Origin of the sequence: Thioclava sp. F36-6, assembly GCF_002020305.1 — a bacterium.
GTDB lineage: Bacteria > Pseudomonadota > Alphaproteobacteria > Rhodobacterales > Rhodobacteraceae > Thioclava > Thioclava sediminum.
In genome coordinates this window covers 830,383-846,498 of sequence record NZ_MPZX01000001.1, presented here as the reverse complement: position 1 = coordinate 846,498, position 16,116 = coordinate 830,383, and the positions used below count along the sequence as shown (strand labels likewise).

Here is a 16,116-nt window from a genome sequence, read left to right as displayed (position 1 = left end):
GTCGTTCCTCCCCGTCGCGCGCCCCGATGCAGGATCCCAGCCATGGCCGACGCCCAAGCCTCCGAAGAAAAGCCGATTGCCGTCTATGGCGCGCTCGCCGCGAACCTCCTGATCGCCATCGCGAAATTCATAGCCGCGGCTTTCACGGGTAGCTCGTCCATGCTGGCGGAGGCGTTCCACTCGGTGGTCGATACCGGCAATGAAGGGCTGCTGTTGCTGGGCCACAAGCGCAGCAAGAAGGAACCGGACGAGAAACACCCGTTCGGTTATGGCAAGGAGCTGTATTTCTGGTCGCTCGTCGTCGCGATGCTGCTGTTTGCGATCGGCGGCGGGCTCTCGATCTATGAGGGCATCGTTCATATCCAGAACCCCGAGCCGATCGAGAAACCGATCTGGAATTACGGCGTCCTGCTGGTGGCTTTCCTCGCCGAGGGCACGTCCTGGGTTATCGCGATCCGTCAGCTTCTGAAGCAGCGCAAACCGGGCGAAGGCTATTTCAAGGCCTTCCGCCGCTCCAAGGATCCGTCGATCTTCGTCGTCGTCGCGGAAGACAGCGCGGCGCTTCTGGGTATCCTCGCCGCCGCACTTGGTGTTTATCTCTCGGTGACGTTCGAGAACCCGTTCTTCGACGGCGCGGCCTCCATCGTCATCGGGCTCATCCTGATCGTCGTGGCGATCATCCTCGTCTACGAGACCCGCGCGCTGATCATGGGCGAGGCCGCTGACCGCGATGTGCGCAAATCGATCCGCGAGATCGCGACCGGGTTCGACGAGGTCGCAGAGGTCAAACGCCTCCTGACGATGCATTTCGCGCCCGATCAGGTGCTGGTGAATATCGAGCTGAAGATGCGCACAGGCCTCTCGCCCGCAGCGATCTTCCACGCGGTGGAGACGGTGCAGAAGAAAATCCATGAGGCCCATCCCGAGGTTTCGAGCGTTTTCCTCGAAATCGAATCCCTGCGCGGTACGCAGCCCGAAAACGCGGCAGCCTGAGGCCGCGCGCCGCGCCCCTGACGCAATGCCGCTTTTCACCGCAACGCCGTCGCTTTCTCCCGCGCCCTTCCCCGGACTCGGGGTGATTGTGTCCCCACCCCCGGCGCGCTAGGAAACCGGGCGAAAGATCAAAAGGGATGCGACATGACCCAGACTGCCGACGCTTACGTTCTCACCGTTGCCTGCCCCTCCACGCGGGGGATCGTCGCGGGGATCGCGAACGTGTTGGCCGATCAGGGCTGCAACATCACCGACTCGCATCAGTATGACGACCCGAAGACGGGCCAGTTCTTCATGCGCGTCAGCTTCGTCTCCGAGAAAGGCAAGGATGCCGAGGCGATCCGCGCCGCCTTCGAGCCGGTCGCCAAGGATTTCGAGATGGACTGGGCGGTCCGCGACTCCCGCGAGAAGATGAAGGTTCTGGTGATGGTGTCGAATTTCGGCCACTGCCTGAACGACCTTCTCTATCGCTGGCGCATCGGCGCGCTGCCGATCGAGATCGTGGGCGTGGTGTCGAACCACATGACCTATCAGAAGGTCGTCGTGAACCATGACCTGCCCTTCCACCACATCAAGGTGACGAAGGAGAACAAGCCCGAGGCCGAGAAGCGTCTTCTGGACGTCGTCGATGAATCGGGTGCGGAACTGATCGTGCTGGCGCGCTACATGCAAATCCTGTCGGATGCGCTGTGCCAGAAGATGTCGGGCCGGATCATCAACATCCACCACTCCTTCCTGCCGAGCTTCAAGGGCGCGAACCCCTACAAGCAGGCTTACGAGCGTGGTGTGAAGCTGATCGGGGCGACCTCGCATTACGTGACCGCCGATCTCGACGAAGGCCCGATCATCGAGCAGGACACTGTGCGCGTCACCCATGCGCAAAGCCCGTCGGATTACGTCTCGCTGGGCCGCGATGTCGAGGCGCAGGTGCTTTCGCGCGCGATCCACGCCCATGTGCAGCACCGGGTCTTCCTGAACGACAGCAAGACGGTGGTCTTCCCGGCCTCGCCCGGTGCCTACGCCTCCGAGCGGATGGGCTGATCAGAGATGTAGGATGCCCGCCTCGGTCACGATCATGTCGAGAGGCTGATCGGTCGGCTCGGTGGGCACTTCCGGCACTTCCTGCGCCGCAAAAGCAAAGCCGATCGCCGTGACGGGGCCGCGTGCGCGCATCCCCTCCAGCGTGCGGTCGTAAAAGCCGCCGCCATAGCCCAGCCGATAGCCCTGCGCGTCGAACGCCAGCAGCGGGACGATCAGCACCTCGGGCGTGCTCTCTTCGCCCTCTGCCGGGATATGCGCCCCGAACGCGCCCGCGATCATCTCGGTCTCGGGCGTCCAGCGGTGAAAGACCAAAGGCTGCGCCTCCGCGACCACAACCGGCAGACAGAGCGGCCCGCCATGCGCGACCATCGCCGGGCGCGGATCGGGCTCGGTGCGGATCGGCCAATAGCCCGCCAGCACCTTGCCCGCGAAAGGCTCCAGCGCCGCCGTCAGCGCTCGCGTCGCCGCCCCGTCATCGGCGGCATGGGCGGCCTTACGCGCCGCGAAAGCGTCCTTGCGCGCGAGATCCTTGCTCATAGCAGCACGACGGAGGCGAGGCCGAGGAAGGCGAAGAAGCCCACCACATCTGTCATCGTCGTCACGAACGTGCCCGAGGCCAGCGCCGGGTCCGCGCCGAGCTTCTCGAGCGCGAGCGGGATCAGGATGCCCGACAAGGCGGCCACCACGAGGTTGATCACCATCGCCAGCCCGATCACGATGCCAAGCTGCGCGCCAGAGAACCAGAAGGCGGCCACCGCGCCCATCACCACCGCGAAGGCCAGACCGTTGAGAAGCCCCACGATGGCTTCCCGTCGCACGACCCGCCAGACGTTGCTATCGGTCAGGTCGCGAGTCGCCAGCGCACGCACCGCGACTGTCAGCGTCTGCGTGCCCGCATTGCCGCCCATCGAGGCCACGATTGGCATCAGCACGGCCAGCGCCACAAGTTGCTGGATCGTGCCCTCGAAGATCGAGATCACCGCCGAGGCGAGAATGGCCGTCAGGAGGTTAATGAAGAGCCACGGCAGGCGCTGACGCACGGTTTCCAGCACCGTATCCGAGATCGCGGATTCGTCGCCAACACCGGCGAGGCGGAGGATGTCTTCCTCGTGCTCCTCGTCGAGCACCGACATCGCGTCATCGATGGTAATCACGCCGACTAGGCGGTCGTCTTCATCCACAACCGGGGCCGAGATCAGGTGATACTGGTTGAACGCATAGGCCACGTCGCCCTCGTCCTGATAGGCCGAGATCTTGCGGAACTCTTCCTCGCAAATCTCGATCAGCTTCGAGGCGCGCGGGGCGGACAGGATCCGTCCCAAGGTGACATTGCCGACCGGATGATGGCCCGGATCGACGAGGGTCACGTGATAGAACTGGTCGGGCAGCCATTTGGCTTTGCGCAGAAAGTCGATCGTCTCGCCCACCGTCCAATGCTCGGGCGCGGTCACGACCTCGCGCTGCATCAAACGACCCGCGGAATATTCGGGATAGCCCAGCGATTTTTCGACCGCGGCACGGTCGGTCTCGTCGAGCGCGCCGAGGATCGCTTCCTGCTGCGGCTCCTCGAGGTCCTCGATCAGGTCGACGACGTCATCGGAATCGAGCTCACGGACAGCGTCGGCCAGAACTTCCGGCGGCAGGCTTGCGAGAACCTCCTCGCGGATGCCCTCATCGATCTCGGTCAGGATCTCGCCGTCGATCTGGCGGCCCCAGAGCCGCAGAATCTCGCGCCGCTCATGGCCGGAAACCTGTTCGATAAGGTCGGCGATATCGGCGGCGTGCAAGGGCTCGAGCAGCTCGCTCAGGCGATCTGCATCTTCCTGCTCGACGGCATCAAGAATTTCCTCGACCAGCTCTCCGCTCAGCCGATAATCCTCTTCCTCGCGCTCTGTCTCTTCGGCAAGTGCTTCGGCCATGTCGCCCCCATTCCGATCGCGCGTGAAACATAGCTGTTTTCTCGCAGATGGACAGGGGGGCGATGGCGAAAAAGAAGCGCCGCGACGGCAGAGATTTACCTTCGCCCCGCCCCGCCCTAGCATGACGCGTCGGACAGGAGAGAATGATGGCTGAACTGCATCTTGGGCAGGTTCTGGAATACCGTGGCGACGCGCTTGTCGAAGGGCCGGAGGCGGTCACGCACCGGCGCCGCGGCGGTATGCTGATCGACGGCGGTATGATCGCCGCCGTGGGCGAGGCCGACGATCTTCGCGACGCCCATCCGCAGGCCGAGATCGTCGATCATGGCGATCATCTCCTGTCGCCCGGTTTCGTCGATGCGCATGTGCATTACCCGCAAACCGCGATCGTCGCGAGCTGGGGCAAACGCCTGATCGACTGGCTCAACACCTATACTTTCCCCGAAGAGATTTCCTTCGCCGATCCTGCCCATGCGGAAGAGATCGCGACCCGCTATCTCGATCTGGCGCTGATGAACGGCACGACGTCGATGTGCAGCTATTGCACGATCCATCCCGCCAGCGTCGAAGCCTTCTTCACCACCGCCAAGGCCCGCGGGATGCGCGCCGCAGCGGGCAAGACCTGCATGGATCGCCACGCCCCCGAGGCTTTGCGCGACACGCCGCAATCGGCCTATGACGACAGCCGCGTCCTCCTGCAGAAATGGCACGGGACAGGCCGGCTGAGCTACGTCATCACGCCGCGCTTCTCGCCCACCTCGTCGGCGGATCAGCTTTGCGCACTCGGCGCGCTCTGGGCGGAGCATCCCGATTGCCTGATGCAGACCCATCTGAGCGAGCAGGTGGACGAGATCGCCTGGGTGCGCGAGCTATATCCCACCGCGCGCGACTATCTCGACACTTACGAGACCTATGGCCTGCTGGGCGAGAACGCGCTTTACGGCCACGCGATCCATCTGGAACCGCGCGAGGCCGACCGGATCAAGGAGGTCGGCGCGGCGCTGATCCATTGCCCGACCTCGAACACGTTCATCGGCTCGGGGCTCTTCGACTGGCCGACGCGTCTGGCCGAGGGGCAGCAGATCGGTCTGGCCACCGATACCGGCGGCGGGTCGAGCTTCTCGATGCTGCGCACGATGGCCGCCGCCTATGAGATTGGGCAGCTGACGCATCAGCCGCTGCACCCCGCGCAGCTTTGGTGGCTGGCCACGCAAGGCTCGGCCCAGTCGATGCGGATGGGCGACAAGATCGGTGCGCTGGCGCCGGGGATGGAGGCAGATTTCATCGCCGTCGACCTCGCCTCGACGCTTGCCATTTCGCAGCGTGCCGACCGTGCGAATGACATCTGGGAGGCGATCTTCCCGACGATCATGATGGGCGACGACCGCGCGATCGCGGGCACATGGGTCGCGGGCAAGCGGCTGCATTGAGCGATCCGGCCTTCGAGAGGATCTACGCCCGCGCGCCTTTCACGGTCGATTTCCTAGACGGTGGCGGCGGCGATCTGGTAATCTCCTTCGCCTCGATCGGCCATGACCCAAGCCGCCCGCCCGCACCGGAATTCGTCGCCACCGCTACAGGGCGCGGCACGCTCGGCTTCCCGCGCCGAGCGCTGTTCATCAGCGACGAAAGCCGCAGCTGGGCAAACGATCCGGGTTTCGCCCCTGCCCTGCGTGCCGCCTTGGCAGAGGTGACGCGCCGCCGCCCCGTCACCCGGATCGCTGCCATTGGGCTCTCTATGGGCGCGGTCTCGGCGCTGGTCGCGGCGGAGGTAATCCCGGTCAATGTGGTGCTCGCCCTGTCGCCGCAAGTCTCGGTCAAACCGGGCGTCGTGCCGGGGGAGACGCGCTGGAGCGAATGGACCTCTCGGATCGGAACATTCGCCCGCGGGACCACGCCGCTTCCGTCCGCGCCCTGTTGGACGATCCTGTGCCACGGCGCGCATGACGATCTGGATCAGGCGATGCCATTCCCGCGCGCAGAAAACGTCGACCACCTGATCTTCCCCGATCTCGGCCATTCCGACCTCGGGCCGCATCTGAAGGCGCGCGGCGGGCTATCCGGGCTCATGGAGGCCGCCCTTGCAGGCAACCGACGCCGCCTGCTGCGGATCGCGAGCACAGCCGGGGCGGTGCGGCGCGAGAAATTCAGCCCATAAGCCGTGCCGCGAGTCGGTTCTGCGTCTCGATCACCCGCGGCAGGTCGATCGTCACCACCTGCCCGTCGCGCACCACCTGACGGCCCTCGACGAAGAGGTGTTTCACCTTGGGCGGCCCGCACAGCACCAGCGCCGCGACCGGATCCCATGCGCCTGCCGCCTCCAGCCCGGAGACATCCCAGATCGCCACATCCGCGCGTTTTCCGGGCGCGAGCACGCCGCAATCGAGGCGGCCCAGCACCTGCGCCCCGCCCAAAGTCGCGATCTCCAGCGCCTCGCGCGCGGCCATCGCATCGGCGCCGTTTTGCACCCGCTGCAGCAGCATCGCCATGCGTGCCTCGCCGATGAGGCTGCCTGCATCGTTCGAGGCCGAGCCATCGACGCCAAGCGCCACCTTCACCCCCGCATCGCGCATCTGGCGCACCGGCGCGATGCCCGAGCCCAGACGACAATTCGAGCACGGACAATGCGCAACGCCCGTCTTCGTGCGCGCGAACAGGTCGATTTCGCCCGCGTCCAGCTTCACGCAATGCGCGTGCCAGACATCCTCGCCGGTCCAGCCGAGATCTTGCGCATATTGCCCGGGGCGGCAGCCGAACTGCGCCAAGCTGTAGGAAATATCCTCGTCATTCTCGGCCAGATGGGTGTGCAGCATCACGCCCTTGTCGCGGGCCAGCAGCGCCGCGTCGCGCATCAGCTCGCGCGAGACCGAGAAGGGCGAACAGGGCGCGATCCCCACCCGGCACATCGAGCCCTCGCCTGCATCGTGGAACGCATCGACGACCCGGATGCAGTCGTTCAGGATCGCGTCCTCGCGCTCGACCAGACTATCGGGCGGCAGGCCACCATCGCTCTCGCCGATGCTCATCGCGCCGCGGGTGGGATGAAACCGCAGGCCCAGCTCGGCGGCGGCATGGATCGTGTCCTCCAGCCGCGCGCCATTCGGATACATGTACAGATGATCGGAACTGGTGGTGCAGCCGGTCAGCGCCAGCTCCGCCAGCCCCACCTGCGCCGAGACGCGGATCTCCTCGGGGCCCATCTTCGCCCAGATCGGGTAGAGCGTCTGCAGCCAGCCAAATAGCAGCGCGTCCTGGCCGCCCGGCACCGCACGGGTCAGCGTCTGGTAGAGGTGATGATGGGTGTTCACGAGGCCCGGCGTGACGACGCAGCCCTTGGCCTCGACCACCTCGCCCGGGCTTTCCAGCCCCGGCCCGACGGCCGCAATCTGCCCGTCGCGCAGCAGCAGATCCGCGCCCTTCAGCTCGCGCCGGGTGCCGTCCATCGTGACGATCACCTCGGCGCCCCGGATCAAGATCTCGCCCATCGCGCACTCCTATTGGCTGGTTTCGCCAGAGCCTAGACCGCGCGGATGGGCGAAGACCAGAGGCGCTCAGCGCCCCATCGCGTAGAACTCGGGGTTCGGCGGGATCGCAGCCATGTTCACCAAGCGGTTCGACAGGCCGAAAAACGCGGTGATCGCGCCGATGTCCCAGATATCGTCATCGGTGAACCCGTGGGCGCGCAGCGCTTCGTAATCGGCCTCCTCGACCTCCTGCGCGCGCAGGCTCACCTTCATCGCGAAATCGAGCATCGCGCGCTGGCGCGGCGTGATGTCGGATTTGCGGTAATTCACCGCGACCTGATCGGCGATCAGCGGGTTCTTGGCCCGGATGCGCAGGATCGCCCCATGCGCGATCACGCAGTACTGGCACTCATTGGCCGCCGAAGTCGCCACCACGATCATCTCGCGCTCGGCAATGGTCAGGTTGCCGGGCTTCTCCATCAGCGCGTCATGATAGGCGAAGAAAGCGCGACATTCGTCGGGCCGATGCGCCAGCGCGAGGAAGATGTTCGGGATGAACCCGGCCTTCTCCTGCACCGCCTCGATCCGCGTGCGGATATCCTCGGGCATGTCGGCGAGTTTCGGCACCGGATGCCGGCTGATCTTGTCTTGCATGTGGGGTCTCCTCTTCTCCGCCGCCACTATGCACAGCTGCGACGGGGCCGAGGAAATGACGTTGCGGCAATCGCGCTCAGAGGTCGAGCGTGATCCAGACCGGCACGTGATCCGAGGGCTTGTCGCGGCCGCGGATTTCCTTATCGATGCCCACATCGCGCAGCAGATCGGCGGCCTGCGGCGACAGCAGCAGATGGTCGATCCGGATGCCGTTATTCTTCTGCCAGGCGCCTGCCTGATAGTCCCAGAAGGAGTAATGCCCCGGCCCTTGGACCCGGGCGCGGAACGCCTCGGTGAAACCGAGATTGAGGATACGGCGGAAGGCTTCGCGGCTTTGCGGCAGCGCCAGCGCATCACCGCGCCACGCCTCGGGTTTCGCGGCATCCTCGTCCTGCGGGATGATGTTGTAATCGCCCGCCATCACGAAGGGCTCTTCCAGCGCCAGCAGCTCTTCCGCGCGCGCCTTCATCCGCTCCATCCACGACAGCTTGTAGGCGTATTTGCCGCCTTCGACGGGCTGGCCTGCGTCGTCAAGCTCCACCGGGTTGCCATTGGGCAGATAGAGACCACAGAGCCGCACCGCGCCCTTGTCGCCGACCACGGTGGCCTCGATCCAGCGCGCCTGTTCGTCACCCTCGTCCCCGGGCAGGCCGCGCGTCACATCCTCCAAGGGCAGCTTCGAGAGGATCGCGACGCCGTTGAAGCTTTTCTGGCCGTGCGTCTCGACCGAATAGCCCAGTTCCTCGAAGATCTCGCGCGGGAAACCCTCGTCGACCGACTTGATCTCCTGCAGCAAAGCCACGTCGGGCTCGGCTTCCTTCAGCCAATCGACCAGCGCCTGATGGCGCGCCTTGATGCCGTTGATGTTGAAGGTGGCGATTTTCATAAGCGGCTCCGGGTTTGGCAGTCGCGAAAGGTGTAACGGATCGCGGCGGGCACGGACAGGGCGGAGTTAGCCCTCCTCGCTTTCCTCGGTGTCGATCCCGTGACGCTCGAACAGCTTCGCCTGCGACATGATGAAGGCGATCATGATGATCGGCAGACCAAAGGTCTTGAAATCAACCCAATGCGCGTCCGACATCGTGCGCCAGACGATTTCATTGGCCACGGCAAGGCCCAGAAACAGCCAGACGAAGCGCTTGGTCAGGATCATCCAGCCTTCATGCGCCATCGGCATCGCCTCGTTCATCACCAGTTGCAGCCACGCCTTGCCGCGCAGCAATCCGGCCCCGAGGATACCCGCAAACAGCAGGTAGATGATCGTGGGCTTCATCTTGAAGAATGTCGGATCGTTCAGCCAGACCGACAGCCCGCCGAAGATCGCCACCAGCACGAGCGTCGCGATCTGCATCGCCGAGAGCTTGCCGGTCAGCAGCCACAGGATCAGCGTCGTCGCCGCGATCAGCGGGATGAACAGCGCGGTGGCCACAACGAAGCCCGAGTAATCAGTCCCGAGGATCGTGTAGGTGCCGTCCTTGAGCCGGTTGAAGGCGACGAAGAACACGATGAGCGGCCCCCAGTCGAGCGCCGCTTTCACCCAGGGGGAAATCTTTTTCTCTGCCATCTGCCTTTACCTGCCTGCTATCTCAACGATCACGGCCCCTGCCGCGATCAGCGCCATCAGGGCCGTGCGCCGCGGCCCCACCTTTTCGCCCAGCACGAGCCAGCCGATGAGCGCTGCGAAGACCGTAGACGTCTCGCGCAGCACCGCCGCCTCGCCCACCTTGTCGAGCCGTGTCGCCAACATGATCGAGCCAAAGGAGAAATAAGCAACAATCGCGCCGATAACACCCCTCTTGATGAGCGGCACCATTTCCGAACTCGGCAGCTTCGTCCAGCGCCGCGCGGTAAAGATCGGCATGAACCAGCCGTCGATGAAGAAGAACCACGCAAGGAAGGTGAACGGATCGGCGGTCGCGCGGATGCCATAGGCGTCATAGGTGGTGTAAAGCGCGACGAAGGCGCCGGTCGCCACGGCCAGCATCAGGGCGGGCACCATCGTCTCGCGATCGACCGTCACATTGCGCAGGTTGTAGAGCGCAAGCCCGTAGATGCCTGCCAGAAGCGTCGCCACTCCGGCCCATTGGCCCAGCGTGAAATGCTCACCGAAGATGAACCCCGCCCCGATGACCGCGAAAAGCGGTCCGGTGCCGCGCACGACCGGATAGACCACCGTATAGGCCCCGCGCTGGTAGCAGGCCGCCTGCAGCAGCTTGTAGGCGACATGGATGAAGAACACGCCCACGAAGATCGGCCACATGAAGGGCTCGGGCCACGGCACCACGAAAAGCGCGAAGGGGGCTGCGATGATCCCGTAGCTCGCATCGATCGCGGCGCGGCTGAGCCAAGGATCGTGCCGCCCCTTCTGCAACGCCCCGAACAGCGCGTGAAGAAAGGCCGCGAGCAGAGCGAGGCTCAGCGCGAGGTGCTTGCCGGTCTCGGTGCCCGAGACGGAGATTATCCAGTCGCTCAAGGGGAAGTCCTTCGTGATGTCGGCGGCAAGGGGGCGCTGCCCCCTCTGGCCTCAGGGGCCATTCACCCCCGGGATATTTCGACCAAGAGGAAGAGGAAAGGCGCATCCCTCTCTTCGCTCTTGCACAAATATCCCGGGGGGCGCGCGCAAGCGCGGGGGGCGGCGCCCCCTTCGCGGCGTCAGTCTTCGAGACCGACGAGAGCCTGCGCGAATTCCTCCGGATCGAAAGGCGCCAGATCGTCGAGTTGCTCGCCCACCCCGATCGCATGGATCGGCAGGCCGAACTTGTCGGCCAGCGCCACCAAAACGCCGCCCTTCGCGGTGCCGTCGAGCTTGGTCATCACCAGCCCCGACACGTTCGAGATTTTGCGGAAGACATCGACCTGTTGCAGGGCGTTCTGCCCTGTCGTCGCATCGAGCACGAGAAGCGTGTTATGCGGCGCGGTCTCGTCGACCTTGCGGATCACGCGGACGATCTTGGCCAGCTCCTCCATCAGGTCGGCGCGGTTCTGCAACCGGCCTGCCGTGTCAATCATCAGAAGGTCAGCGCCCTCGGCCTCGGCCTTCTTCATCGCATCATAGGCGAGCGAGGCCGGGTCCGAGCCTTCGGGCGCGGTCAGCACCGGCACGCCGGCGCGATCGCCCCAGACCTGAAGCTGCTCGACCGCAGCCGCGCGGAACGTATCGCCCGCCGCGATCACGACCTGCTTGCCGGCTGCGCGGAATTGCGAGGCAAGCTTGCCGATCGTCGTGGTCTTGCCCGAGCCGTTGACGCCCACCACCAGCACGACCTGCGGCTTCCTCGGGTAAAGCGGCAGCGGCTTCGCGACCGGCTCCATGATCCGGGCGACCTCTTGGGCCAGCAGCCCCTTGATCTCGGAGACCGAGAGCTTGCGGCCCATCCGCCCCTCCGCGAGGTTCGCCGAGACGCGCAGCGCGGTGTCCACGCCCATGTCGGAGGCGATCAGCAGCTCTTCGAGGCTCTCCAACATCTCGTCATCGAGGACGCGGCGCGGCTCGGCGGGTTTCGCCTCGCCGCCGCCGAAGATGCGGCCCAGAAGGCCGGGTTTCTTCGGCTCGGGGCTGGGACGTTCGGGCGCGGGCTCGACGTCGAGCGGCGCTTTGGCGATCTGCGCGTGCTCCTCCTCGACCGGTTCGGTCACCGGCGCGGGCACGTAGCCGGGCGCAGGTGGCGTCGGATCGGGGAGGTTGATCGTCTCGCTGTGCCGCGGTTCGGGCTCAGGCTCTGCCTCGGGCTCCGGTTCCGGCGCGGGTTCGGCGCGGGTCTGCGGCGCGGCCTCGGGGGAGGTCTCTGCGGGCGTCGCGGGCGCGGAAGGTTCCGGCGTCTGCGCGACCTCGTCTTCACTGGCCGCATTCTCGGCAACGATATCCTCGAGGCCCTGCTCGAGCTTCGAGGAGGAACGCGTCAGACGCGATTTGAGCTTTTTGAAAAACGACATGGATCAGGCCTTTCCTTACGCTCCACCTAGTTCATCGCAGGCCCGGATGGAAGGCTTATCCCCCGGCAAAACCGGATCCCGCGCCCCAGCCGATCAAGGCCTGACCGCCCCAGTAGAGCACCCAGAGCGCGCGTGCCGCCAGCTGTTTGCGGCCAGCGTCGCGCAGCACGAACATCTCCAGCGCGAGGATCAGGTCAGAGAGGACGAAGGCGAGGCTGCCCACGACCACCATCAGATAGCCCGCAGGCAGGCCCATCGCCACCGCCGCCATCGCCACGATGATCCAGATATAGCTGCGCACCGGCCAGCACAGTCCGCCCGTGCGCGGCAGCAGCCAGAACTCCGCCGAGAGCCCCAGCGCGATGAGCGGGATAGTCCAGGCGGAGGGCTGCGCGCCCATGTCGAGGAACCCCAGAAGATAGGCCAGATGCCCCGCAGCAAAAGCCGCCATGCCGATCAGGAAGGCCCGCTGGCCGGGGCGCGACAGGGCGAAATCGCCCGCCGCCCCGAGCGCGAGACCCGCGAGTATCGCAAGCGGCGCGCCCATGGCCGCCGCCATCGGAATCAGCGCCACGACGGAGGCGGTCTTCACAAGGGTTTTCGCACCGCTTTCCCCAGCACCCGCATGACGTGCGAGGTAAATCAGCGCGAAGACGGCGGCGATGAGGAGACTGATCGGGGCTGCGGACATCATGGCCACATCTCGCGCAGAAAAGCCCGGCCGTCGCAAGCGGGGTCATAAAAGGGTCGAAATTGGCGAAAGAATAGCGCAAAACCATTGCACTATTGAGAGTGAGCGAAGCGGACCCGCAGCACGTGCCCCAAGGCAAAGACCCTTCACGCAAGCGCCGCCTGAGCGGAGCAATTGCAGATCTGCTGCGGCGGTCGCGCGAGATCCCCGGGGTCGACAGTTTCGCGGTGGTGACGCTTCTGCCGGTGCCGCTTCTGCTGGTGGCGGGTGTCTTCGGCGGGATCGCGGCCTGGGCGGCGCTGGTCTGGATCGGGCTGTGCATGTTCATCCTGGATGAGGCGCTGAAGCATCCCTCCCCCGATGCGCCGGAAGGCTCCGAATTCCCCGCGGCGGACGCGCTGTCGACGACGCTGGCGGTGGTGCATTTCGTGCTGCTCGTGCTCGGTGTGGCGGCGATGTCGGGGCATACGCTGCTGGAGGGCCCAAGCTGGATCGCGGTCTGGCTGGCCTTCGGGCTGTTCTTCGGACAGGTGTCGAACTCGAACGCGCATGAGCTGATCCATCGCTCGGACAAACGGCTGTTTCTGCTGGGGAAATGGGTCTATATCTCGCTGCTCTTCGGGCATCACACCTCGGCGCACCGGCTTGTCCATCACCGTTTCGTCGCGACGCCGGACGATCCGAATTCCGCGCAGCTTGGCGAGGGGTTCTGGTCGTTTGCGCCGCGGGCCTGGATCGGCAGCTTCATCGGCGGCTACGAGATGGAGCGCAACCGCTTCGCCCGCCTGCCTGCGATCGATCCGAAAGCGCCGCTGAGCGCGCGGATCAAGGCGAGGATCGCGCGGCTCGGCCCCTACCCGTCCTATCTGCTGGGCGGGCTGTGGTTCGCGGTGCTGTTCGGGATGCTCTTTGGGGCCGAGGGCGTGGTGGCTTACCTGATGCTCTGCGCCTATGCGCAGGTGCAGATCCTGCTCGCCGATTACGTCCAGCATTACGGGTTGTCACGCAAACGCCGTGGCGATGGCAGTTTCGATCCGGTCGATGCGCATCACAGCTGGGATGCGCCCGCGCCGATCACCTCGCTGTGGATGCTCAACGCGCCGCGCCATTCGGATCACCACGCGCATCCGGCGCGGGAATACCCGGCGCTGCGACTTGGCGATCTGACCGAGCCGCGGCGGCCCGTCCTGCCGCGCAGCCTGCCCGCGATGGCGGCGCTGGCGCTGTTCCCGCCGCTCTGGCGTCGGATCATGGACAAGCGCGTGAAAGCGCTTCAGGGCAAGCCAGCCGACGCCGACGCGCCCAGCGCGCGCTAGGCAAGCGGGCCGCGATCTGGCAGGTTGGGTGAAAGACCTTGCCGGAGCCTCCCCCATGCGCCCGAACCCGATCCTGACTTTATCCCTTGCGGCCTTGGCCCTGATACCGACGCTTGCGCGTGCTGCCGACCCGCTCGGCCCACCGCTCAATGCGGAGCAATTCGATCAGCGCACCGTCGGGCGCACCATCACCTATTCGGTCTTCGGCCAACCCTACGGCTCCGAGCAATACAAGCCCGGCCACAAGGTGATCTGGGCCTTCACCGAAAGCGAGTGCAAGGAAGGCGACTGGTATCAGGACGGGCAGTATATCTGCTTCGATTACGGCGAATACGCGCCGCTGCAATGCTGGACCTTCTACGATACGGCGCAGGGGCTGGTCGCGCAGTTCAAGGGCGATCCCTCGCAGGAGCCGCTGGTCAGCCTGTCGGAAAGCCACGACCCGCTAGGCTGTCAGGGCCCGGATGTGGGCGTGTAAGCCTCAGAACAGACTGCCCTGAGACGGGCCCGGATCGGGCTTTTTCTTCTTCGGCTTCGGCGCGGTCGCACTGCCGCCCCCGCCCGGGATGACAGCGAGCTTGCCATCGGCGAACTCGATTTCGAGACCGGGCTGCTTCTCCGCCACCGCTTGCGAGGTCACCACGCCGTCGGGGCCGCGCACCACCGCATAGCCGCGCTTGAGCGTCTCGGTATAGCCCAGCGTCTGGCGCATCCGGTCGAGCCGCTCGAGCCGTTCGCGCTGCGCCTCGAGCCGCGCCGGCAAGGAGCGCTCGAGCCGGGTTTCCAGCCCCGCCAGCCGCTCGGCGCCATCGCGGTTGCGCCGCTGCGCATCGCCGATCATCCGCACCCGCGCCGCATCCAGCCGCCGCGCAAGCTGCGTATGATCCTGGGTCGCGCGCCGCATCCGGGCCGCCGGTGCCGGCGCCAACCGCGCCGACAAGCCGTCGATCTCACGCGAGCGGTCCCGGATGAAGCGCCGCAGCAGGTTCGGCGAAATTTGCGCAGCCAGCGGCGCGAAGCGGGTATTCTTGCGCAGGACCAGCGTGCGCAGCGCAGGGCCCAGCCGCTCGGCCCAGAGATCGAAGCTTTGCCGCGCCGGTTGCGTTAGCGCCTCGGGACGGCCCAGCCCGCGCGCCAGATCGCGCAGCCGCTGGCCGCGCTGATCGAGCCGCCCGCGCGCCGCCCGCATCATCCGCGTCTGCGCCTCCGACAGCCAAGCGGCCAGTTCGGCGCGCACCGGCACCGCCATTTCCGCCGCCGCCGTGGGCGTGGGCGCACGCCGGTCAGCGGCGTGATCCACCAGCGTCGTATCGGTCTCGTGGCCCACCGCCGAGATCACCGGGATGTCGCTTTCGGCCACGGCGCGCACCACGGCCTCCTCGTTGAAGCCCCAAAGGTCCTCGATCGAGCCGCCGCCGCGCGCGACGATGATCAGATCGGGGCGCGGGATCCCCCCCCCCGGCGCCAGTGCGTTGAAGCCCCGCACCGCGCGCGCCACCTCTGGCGCACAGGCCTGACCCTGCACCGCCACCGGCCAGATCAGCACATGGCGCGGGAAGCGGTCGGCGAGCCTGTGCAGGATGTCGCGGATCACCGCGCCCGAGGGCGAGGTCACCACGCCGATCACCTGCGGCAGCCACGGAATGGGCTTCTTGCGGCCCGCGTCGAACAGCCCCTCGGCGGCCAGCGCCTTGCGCCGCGCCTCCAGCATCGCCATCAGCGCACCCGCGCCCGCCGGTTCGACATTGTCGACGATCAGCTGGTATTTCGACTGGCCCGCGAAGGTCGTCATCCGGCCCGTGGCGATGACCTCCATCCCTTCCTCGGGGCGGACCTGCATTTTCGCCACCTGCCCCTTCCAGCTGACGGCGGCGATCACCGAGCGGTCGTCCTTGAGATCGAAATACATATGGCCCGAGCGCGGCATAGACACGCGGCCCACTTCGCCACGCACCCGGACGCGGCCGAATTCGCCCTCGATCACCCGCTTCACCGCCCCCGAAATCTCGGAGACCGTGTAGTCATGCGCGTTCGAGCCGTTTTCGTCGTCGAGAAGGTCCATATGCCTGCCTGCTTGAGCGTTGGTCCGGGGCGCCTTGCCTCAG

At 65.9% G+C, this 16,116-nt stretch carries 16 protein-coding genes; 6 read left to right on the top strand and 10 right to left on the bottom strand.

What is annotated here, in order from left to right:
- The first annotated feature begins 42 nt into the window (after positions 1-42).
- Together BMI88_RS04060 and purU are read left to right on the top strand one after the other, a co-directional pair.
- Positions 43-993 (top strand): cation diffusion facilitator family transporter, encoded by a 951-nt coding sequence (locus BMI88_RS04060; RefSeq protein WP_078546285.1) that lies wholly within the window; start codon positions 43-45, stop codon positions 991-993.
- Between the two features lie 144 nt (positions 994-1,137).
- Positions 1,138-2,034 carry a formyltetrahydrofolate deformylase gene (gene purU, locus BMI88_RS04055; RefSeq protein WP_078546283.1) on the top strand — a complete coding sequence of 299 codons (897 nt, stop codon included), beginning with the start codon at positions 1,138-1,140 and terminating at the stop codon, positions 2,032-2,034.
- On the opposite strand, the gene BMI88_RS04050 is transcribed toward purU, so the two are convergent.
- Positions 2,035-2,571 carry a 5-formyltetrahydrofolate cyclo-ligase gene (locus BMI88_RS04050; RefSeq protein WP_078546281.1) on the bottom strand — a complete coding sequence of 179 codons (537 nt, stop codon included), beginning with the start codon at positions 2,569-2,571 and terminating at the stop codon, positions 2,035-2,037.
- Positions 2,568-3,953: a magnesium transporter gene (mgtE, locus tag BMI88_RS04045; RefSeq protein WP_078519646.1), complete on the bottom strand. Its 1,386-nt coding sequence runs from the start codon at positions 3,951-3,953 to the stop codon at positions 2,568-2,570. The genes BMI88_RS04050 and mgtE overlap by 4 nt, the downstream gene beginning before the upstream one ends.
- Positions 3,954-4,099: 146 nt before the next feature.
- On the opposite strand from mgtE, the gene guaD reads away from it, so the two are divergent.
- Together guaD and BMI88_RS04035 are read left to right on the top strand one after the other, a co-directional pair.
- Entirely contained in the window at positions 4,100-5,383 is a 1,284-nt protein-coding gene (guaD, locus tag BMI88_RS04040) for a guanine deaminase (protein WP_078546279.1), read from the top strand.
- A complete protein-coding gene (locus tag BMI88_RS04035; protein WP_078546277.1) occupies positions 5,380-6,111 on the top strand; it encodes a hypothetical protein in 732 nt (243 codons plus the stop codon). The genes guaD and BMI88_RS04035 overlap by 4 nt, the downstream gene beginning before the upstream one ends.
- Here BMI88_RS04035 and BMI88_RS04030 read toward each other — a convergent pair.
- The 7 genes from BMI88_RS04030 to BMI88_RS04000 all read right to left on the bottom strand — a co-directional run bounded on the left by BMI88_RS04030 (position 6,101) and on the right by BMI88_RS04000 (position 12,698).
- Complete coding sequence (locus tag BMI88_RS04030; RefSeq protein WP_078546275.1) at positions 6,101-7,438, bottom strand: 8-oxoguanine deaminase; 1,338 nt, start codon at positions 7,436-7,438, stop codon at positions 6,101-6,103. The two genes, BMI88_RS04035 and BMI88_RS04030, sit on opposite strands and share 11 nt — an antisense overlap.
- A gap of 66 nt (positions 7,439-7,504) precedes the next feature.
- Positions 7,505-8,071 carry a peroxidase-related enzyme gene (locus tag BMI88_RS04025; protein WP_078546273.1) on the bottom strand — a complete coding sequence of 189 codons (567 nt, stop codon included), beginning with the start codon at positions 8,069-8,071 and terminating at the stop codon, positions 7,505-7,507.
- Between the two features lie 76 nt (positions 8,072-8,147).
- Entirely contained in the window at positions 8,148-8,957 is an 810-nt protein-coding gene (gene xth / locus BMI88_RS04020) for an exodeoxyribonuclease III (RefSeq protein WP_078546271.1), read from the bottom strand.
- A 66-nt stretch (positions 8,958-9,023) separates the two neighbouring features.
- Positions 9,024-9,635, bottom strand: a complete 612-nt coding sequence (locus BMI88_RS04015) for an inner membrane-spanning protein YciB (protein WP_078519652.1) — start codon at positions 9,633-9,635, stop codon at positions 9,024-9,026.
- A 6-nt stretch (positions 9,636-9,641) separates the two neighbouring features.
- Positions 9,642-10,544, bottom strand: a complete 903-nt coding sequence (locus BMI88_RS04010) for an EamA family transporter (protein WP_078546269.1) — start codon at positions 10,542-10,544, stop codon at positions 9,642-9,644.
- A gap of 179 nt (positions 10,545-10,723) precedes the next feature.
- On the bottom strand, positions 10,724-12,004 hold the full coding sequence (gene ftsY / locus BMI88_RS04005; protein WP_078546267.1) for a signal recognition particle-docking protein FtsY: 1,281 nt from the start codon (positions 12,002-12,004) through the stop codon (positions 10,724-10,726).
- 55 nt (positions 12,005-12,059) lie between these two features.
- A complete protein-coding gene (locus tag BMI88_RS04000; protein WP_078546265.1) occupies positions 12,060-12,698 on the bottom strand; it encodes a lysoplasmalogenase family protein in 639 nt (212 codons plus the stop codon).
- A gap of 122 nt (positions 12,699-12,820) precedes the next feature.
- On the opposite strand from BMI88_RS04000, the gene BMI88_RS03995 reads away from it, so the two are divergent.
- Positions 12,821-14,011, top strand: a complete 1,191-nt coding sequence (locus BMI88_RS03995) for an alkane 1-monooxygenase (protein ID WP_246831819.1) — start codon at positions 12,821-12,823, stop codon at positions 14,009-14,011.
- 55 nt (positions 14,012-14,066) lie between these two features.
- Positions 14,067-14,489: a hypothetical protein gene (locus BMI88_RS03990; RefSeq protein WP_078546263.1), complete on the top strand. Its 423-nt coding sequence runs from the start codon at positions 14,067-14,069 to the stop codon at positions 14,487-14,489.
- Between the two features lie 3 nt (positions 14,490-14,492).
- Here the strand turns inward: BMI88_RS03990 and xseA are convergent, their stop codons facing one another.
- Entirely contained in the window at positions 14,493-16,073 is a 1,581-nt protein-coding gene (gene xseA / locus BMI88_RS03985; protein WP_078546261.1) for an exodeoxyribonuclease VII large subunit, read from the bottom strand.
- Positions 16,074-16,116 lie beyond the last annotated feature (43 nt).

Excerpts from the sequence above, each read along its gene's own strand:
- BMI88_RS04015 (WP_078519652.1), bottom strand. The coding sequence starts at position 9,635 with ATGGCAGAGAAAAAGATTTCCCCCTGGGTGAAAGCGGCGCTCGACTGG.
- mgtE (WP_078519646.1), bottom strand. The coding sequence starts at position 3,953 with ATGGCCGAAGCACTTGCCGAAGAGACAGAGCGCGAGGAAGAGGATTAT.
- BMI88_RS04025 (WP_078546273.1), bottom strand. The coding sequence starts at position 8,071 with ATGCAAGACAAGATCAGCCGGCATCCGGTGCCGAAACTCGCCGACATG.
- BMI88_RS04030 (WP_078546275.1), bottom strand. The coding sequence starts at position 7,438 with ATGGGCGAGATCTTGATCCGGGGCGCCGAGGTGATCGTCACGATGGAC.
- xth (WP_078546271.1), bottom strand. The coding sequence starts at position 8,957 with ATGAAAATCGCCACCTTCAACATCAACGGCATCAAGGCGCGCCATCAG.
- purU (WP_078546283.1), top strand. The coding sequence starts at position 1,138 with ATGACCCAGACTGCCGACGCTTACGTTCTCACCGTTGCCTGCCCCTCC.
- BMI88_RS04000 (WP_078546265.1), bottom strand. The coding sequence starts at position 12,698 with ATGATGTCCGCAGCCCCGATCAGTCTCCTCATCGCCGCCGTCTTCGCG.
- xseA (WP_078546261.1), bottom strand. The coding sequence starts at position 16,073 with ATGGACCTTCTCGACGACGAAAACGGCTCGAACGCGCATGACTACACG.
- ftsY (WP_078546267.1), bottom strand. The coding sequence starts at position 12,004 with ATGTCGTTTTTCAAAAAGCTCAAATCGCGTCTGACGCGTTCCTCCTCG.
- BMI88_RS04060 (WP_078546285.1), top strand. The coding sequence starts at position 43 with ATGGCCGACGCCCAAGCCTCCGAAGAAAAGCCGATTGCCGTCTATGGC.
- BMI88_RS03990 (WP_078546263.1), top strand. The coding sequence starts at position 14,067 with ATGCGCCCGAACCCGATCCTGACTTTATCCCTTGCGGCCTTGGCCCTG.
- guaD (WP_078546279.1), top strand. The coding sequence starts at position 4,100 with ATGGCTGAACTGCATCTTGGGCAGGTTCTGGAATACCGTGGCGACGCG.
- BMI88_RS04050 (WP_078546281.1), bottom strand. The coding sequence starts at position 2,571 with ATGAGCAAGGATCTCGCGCGCAAGGACGCTTTCGCGGCGCGTAAGGCC.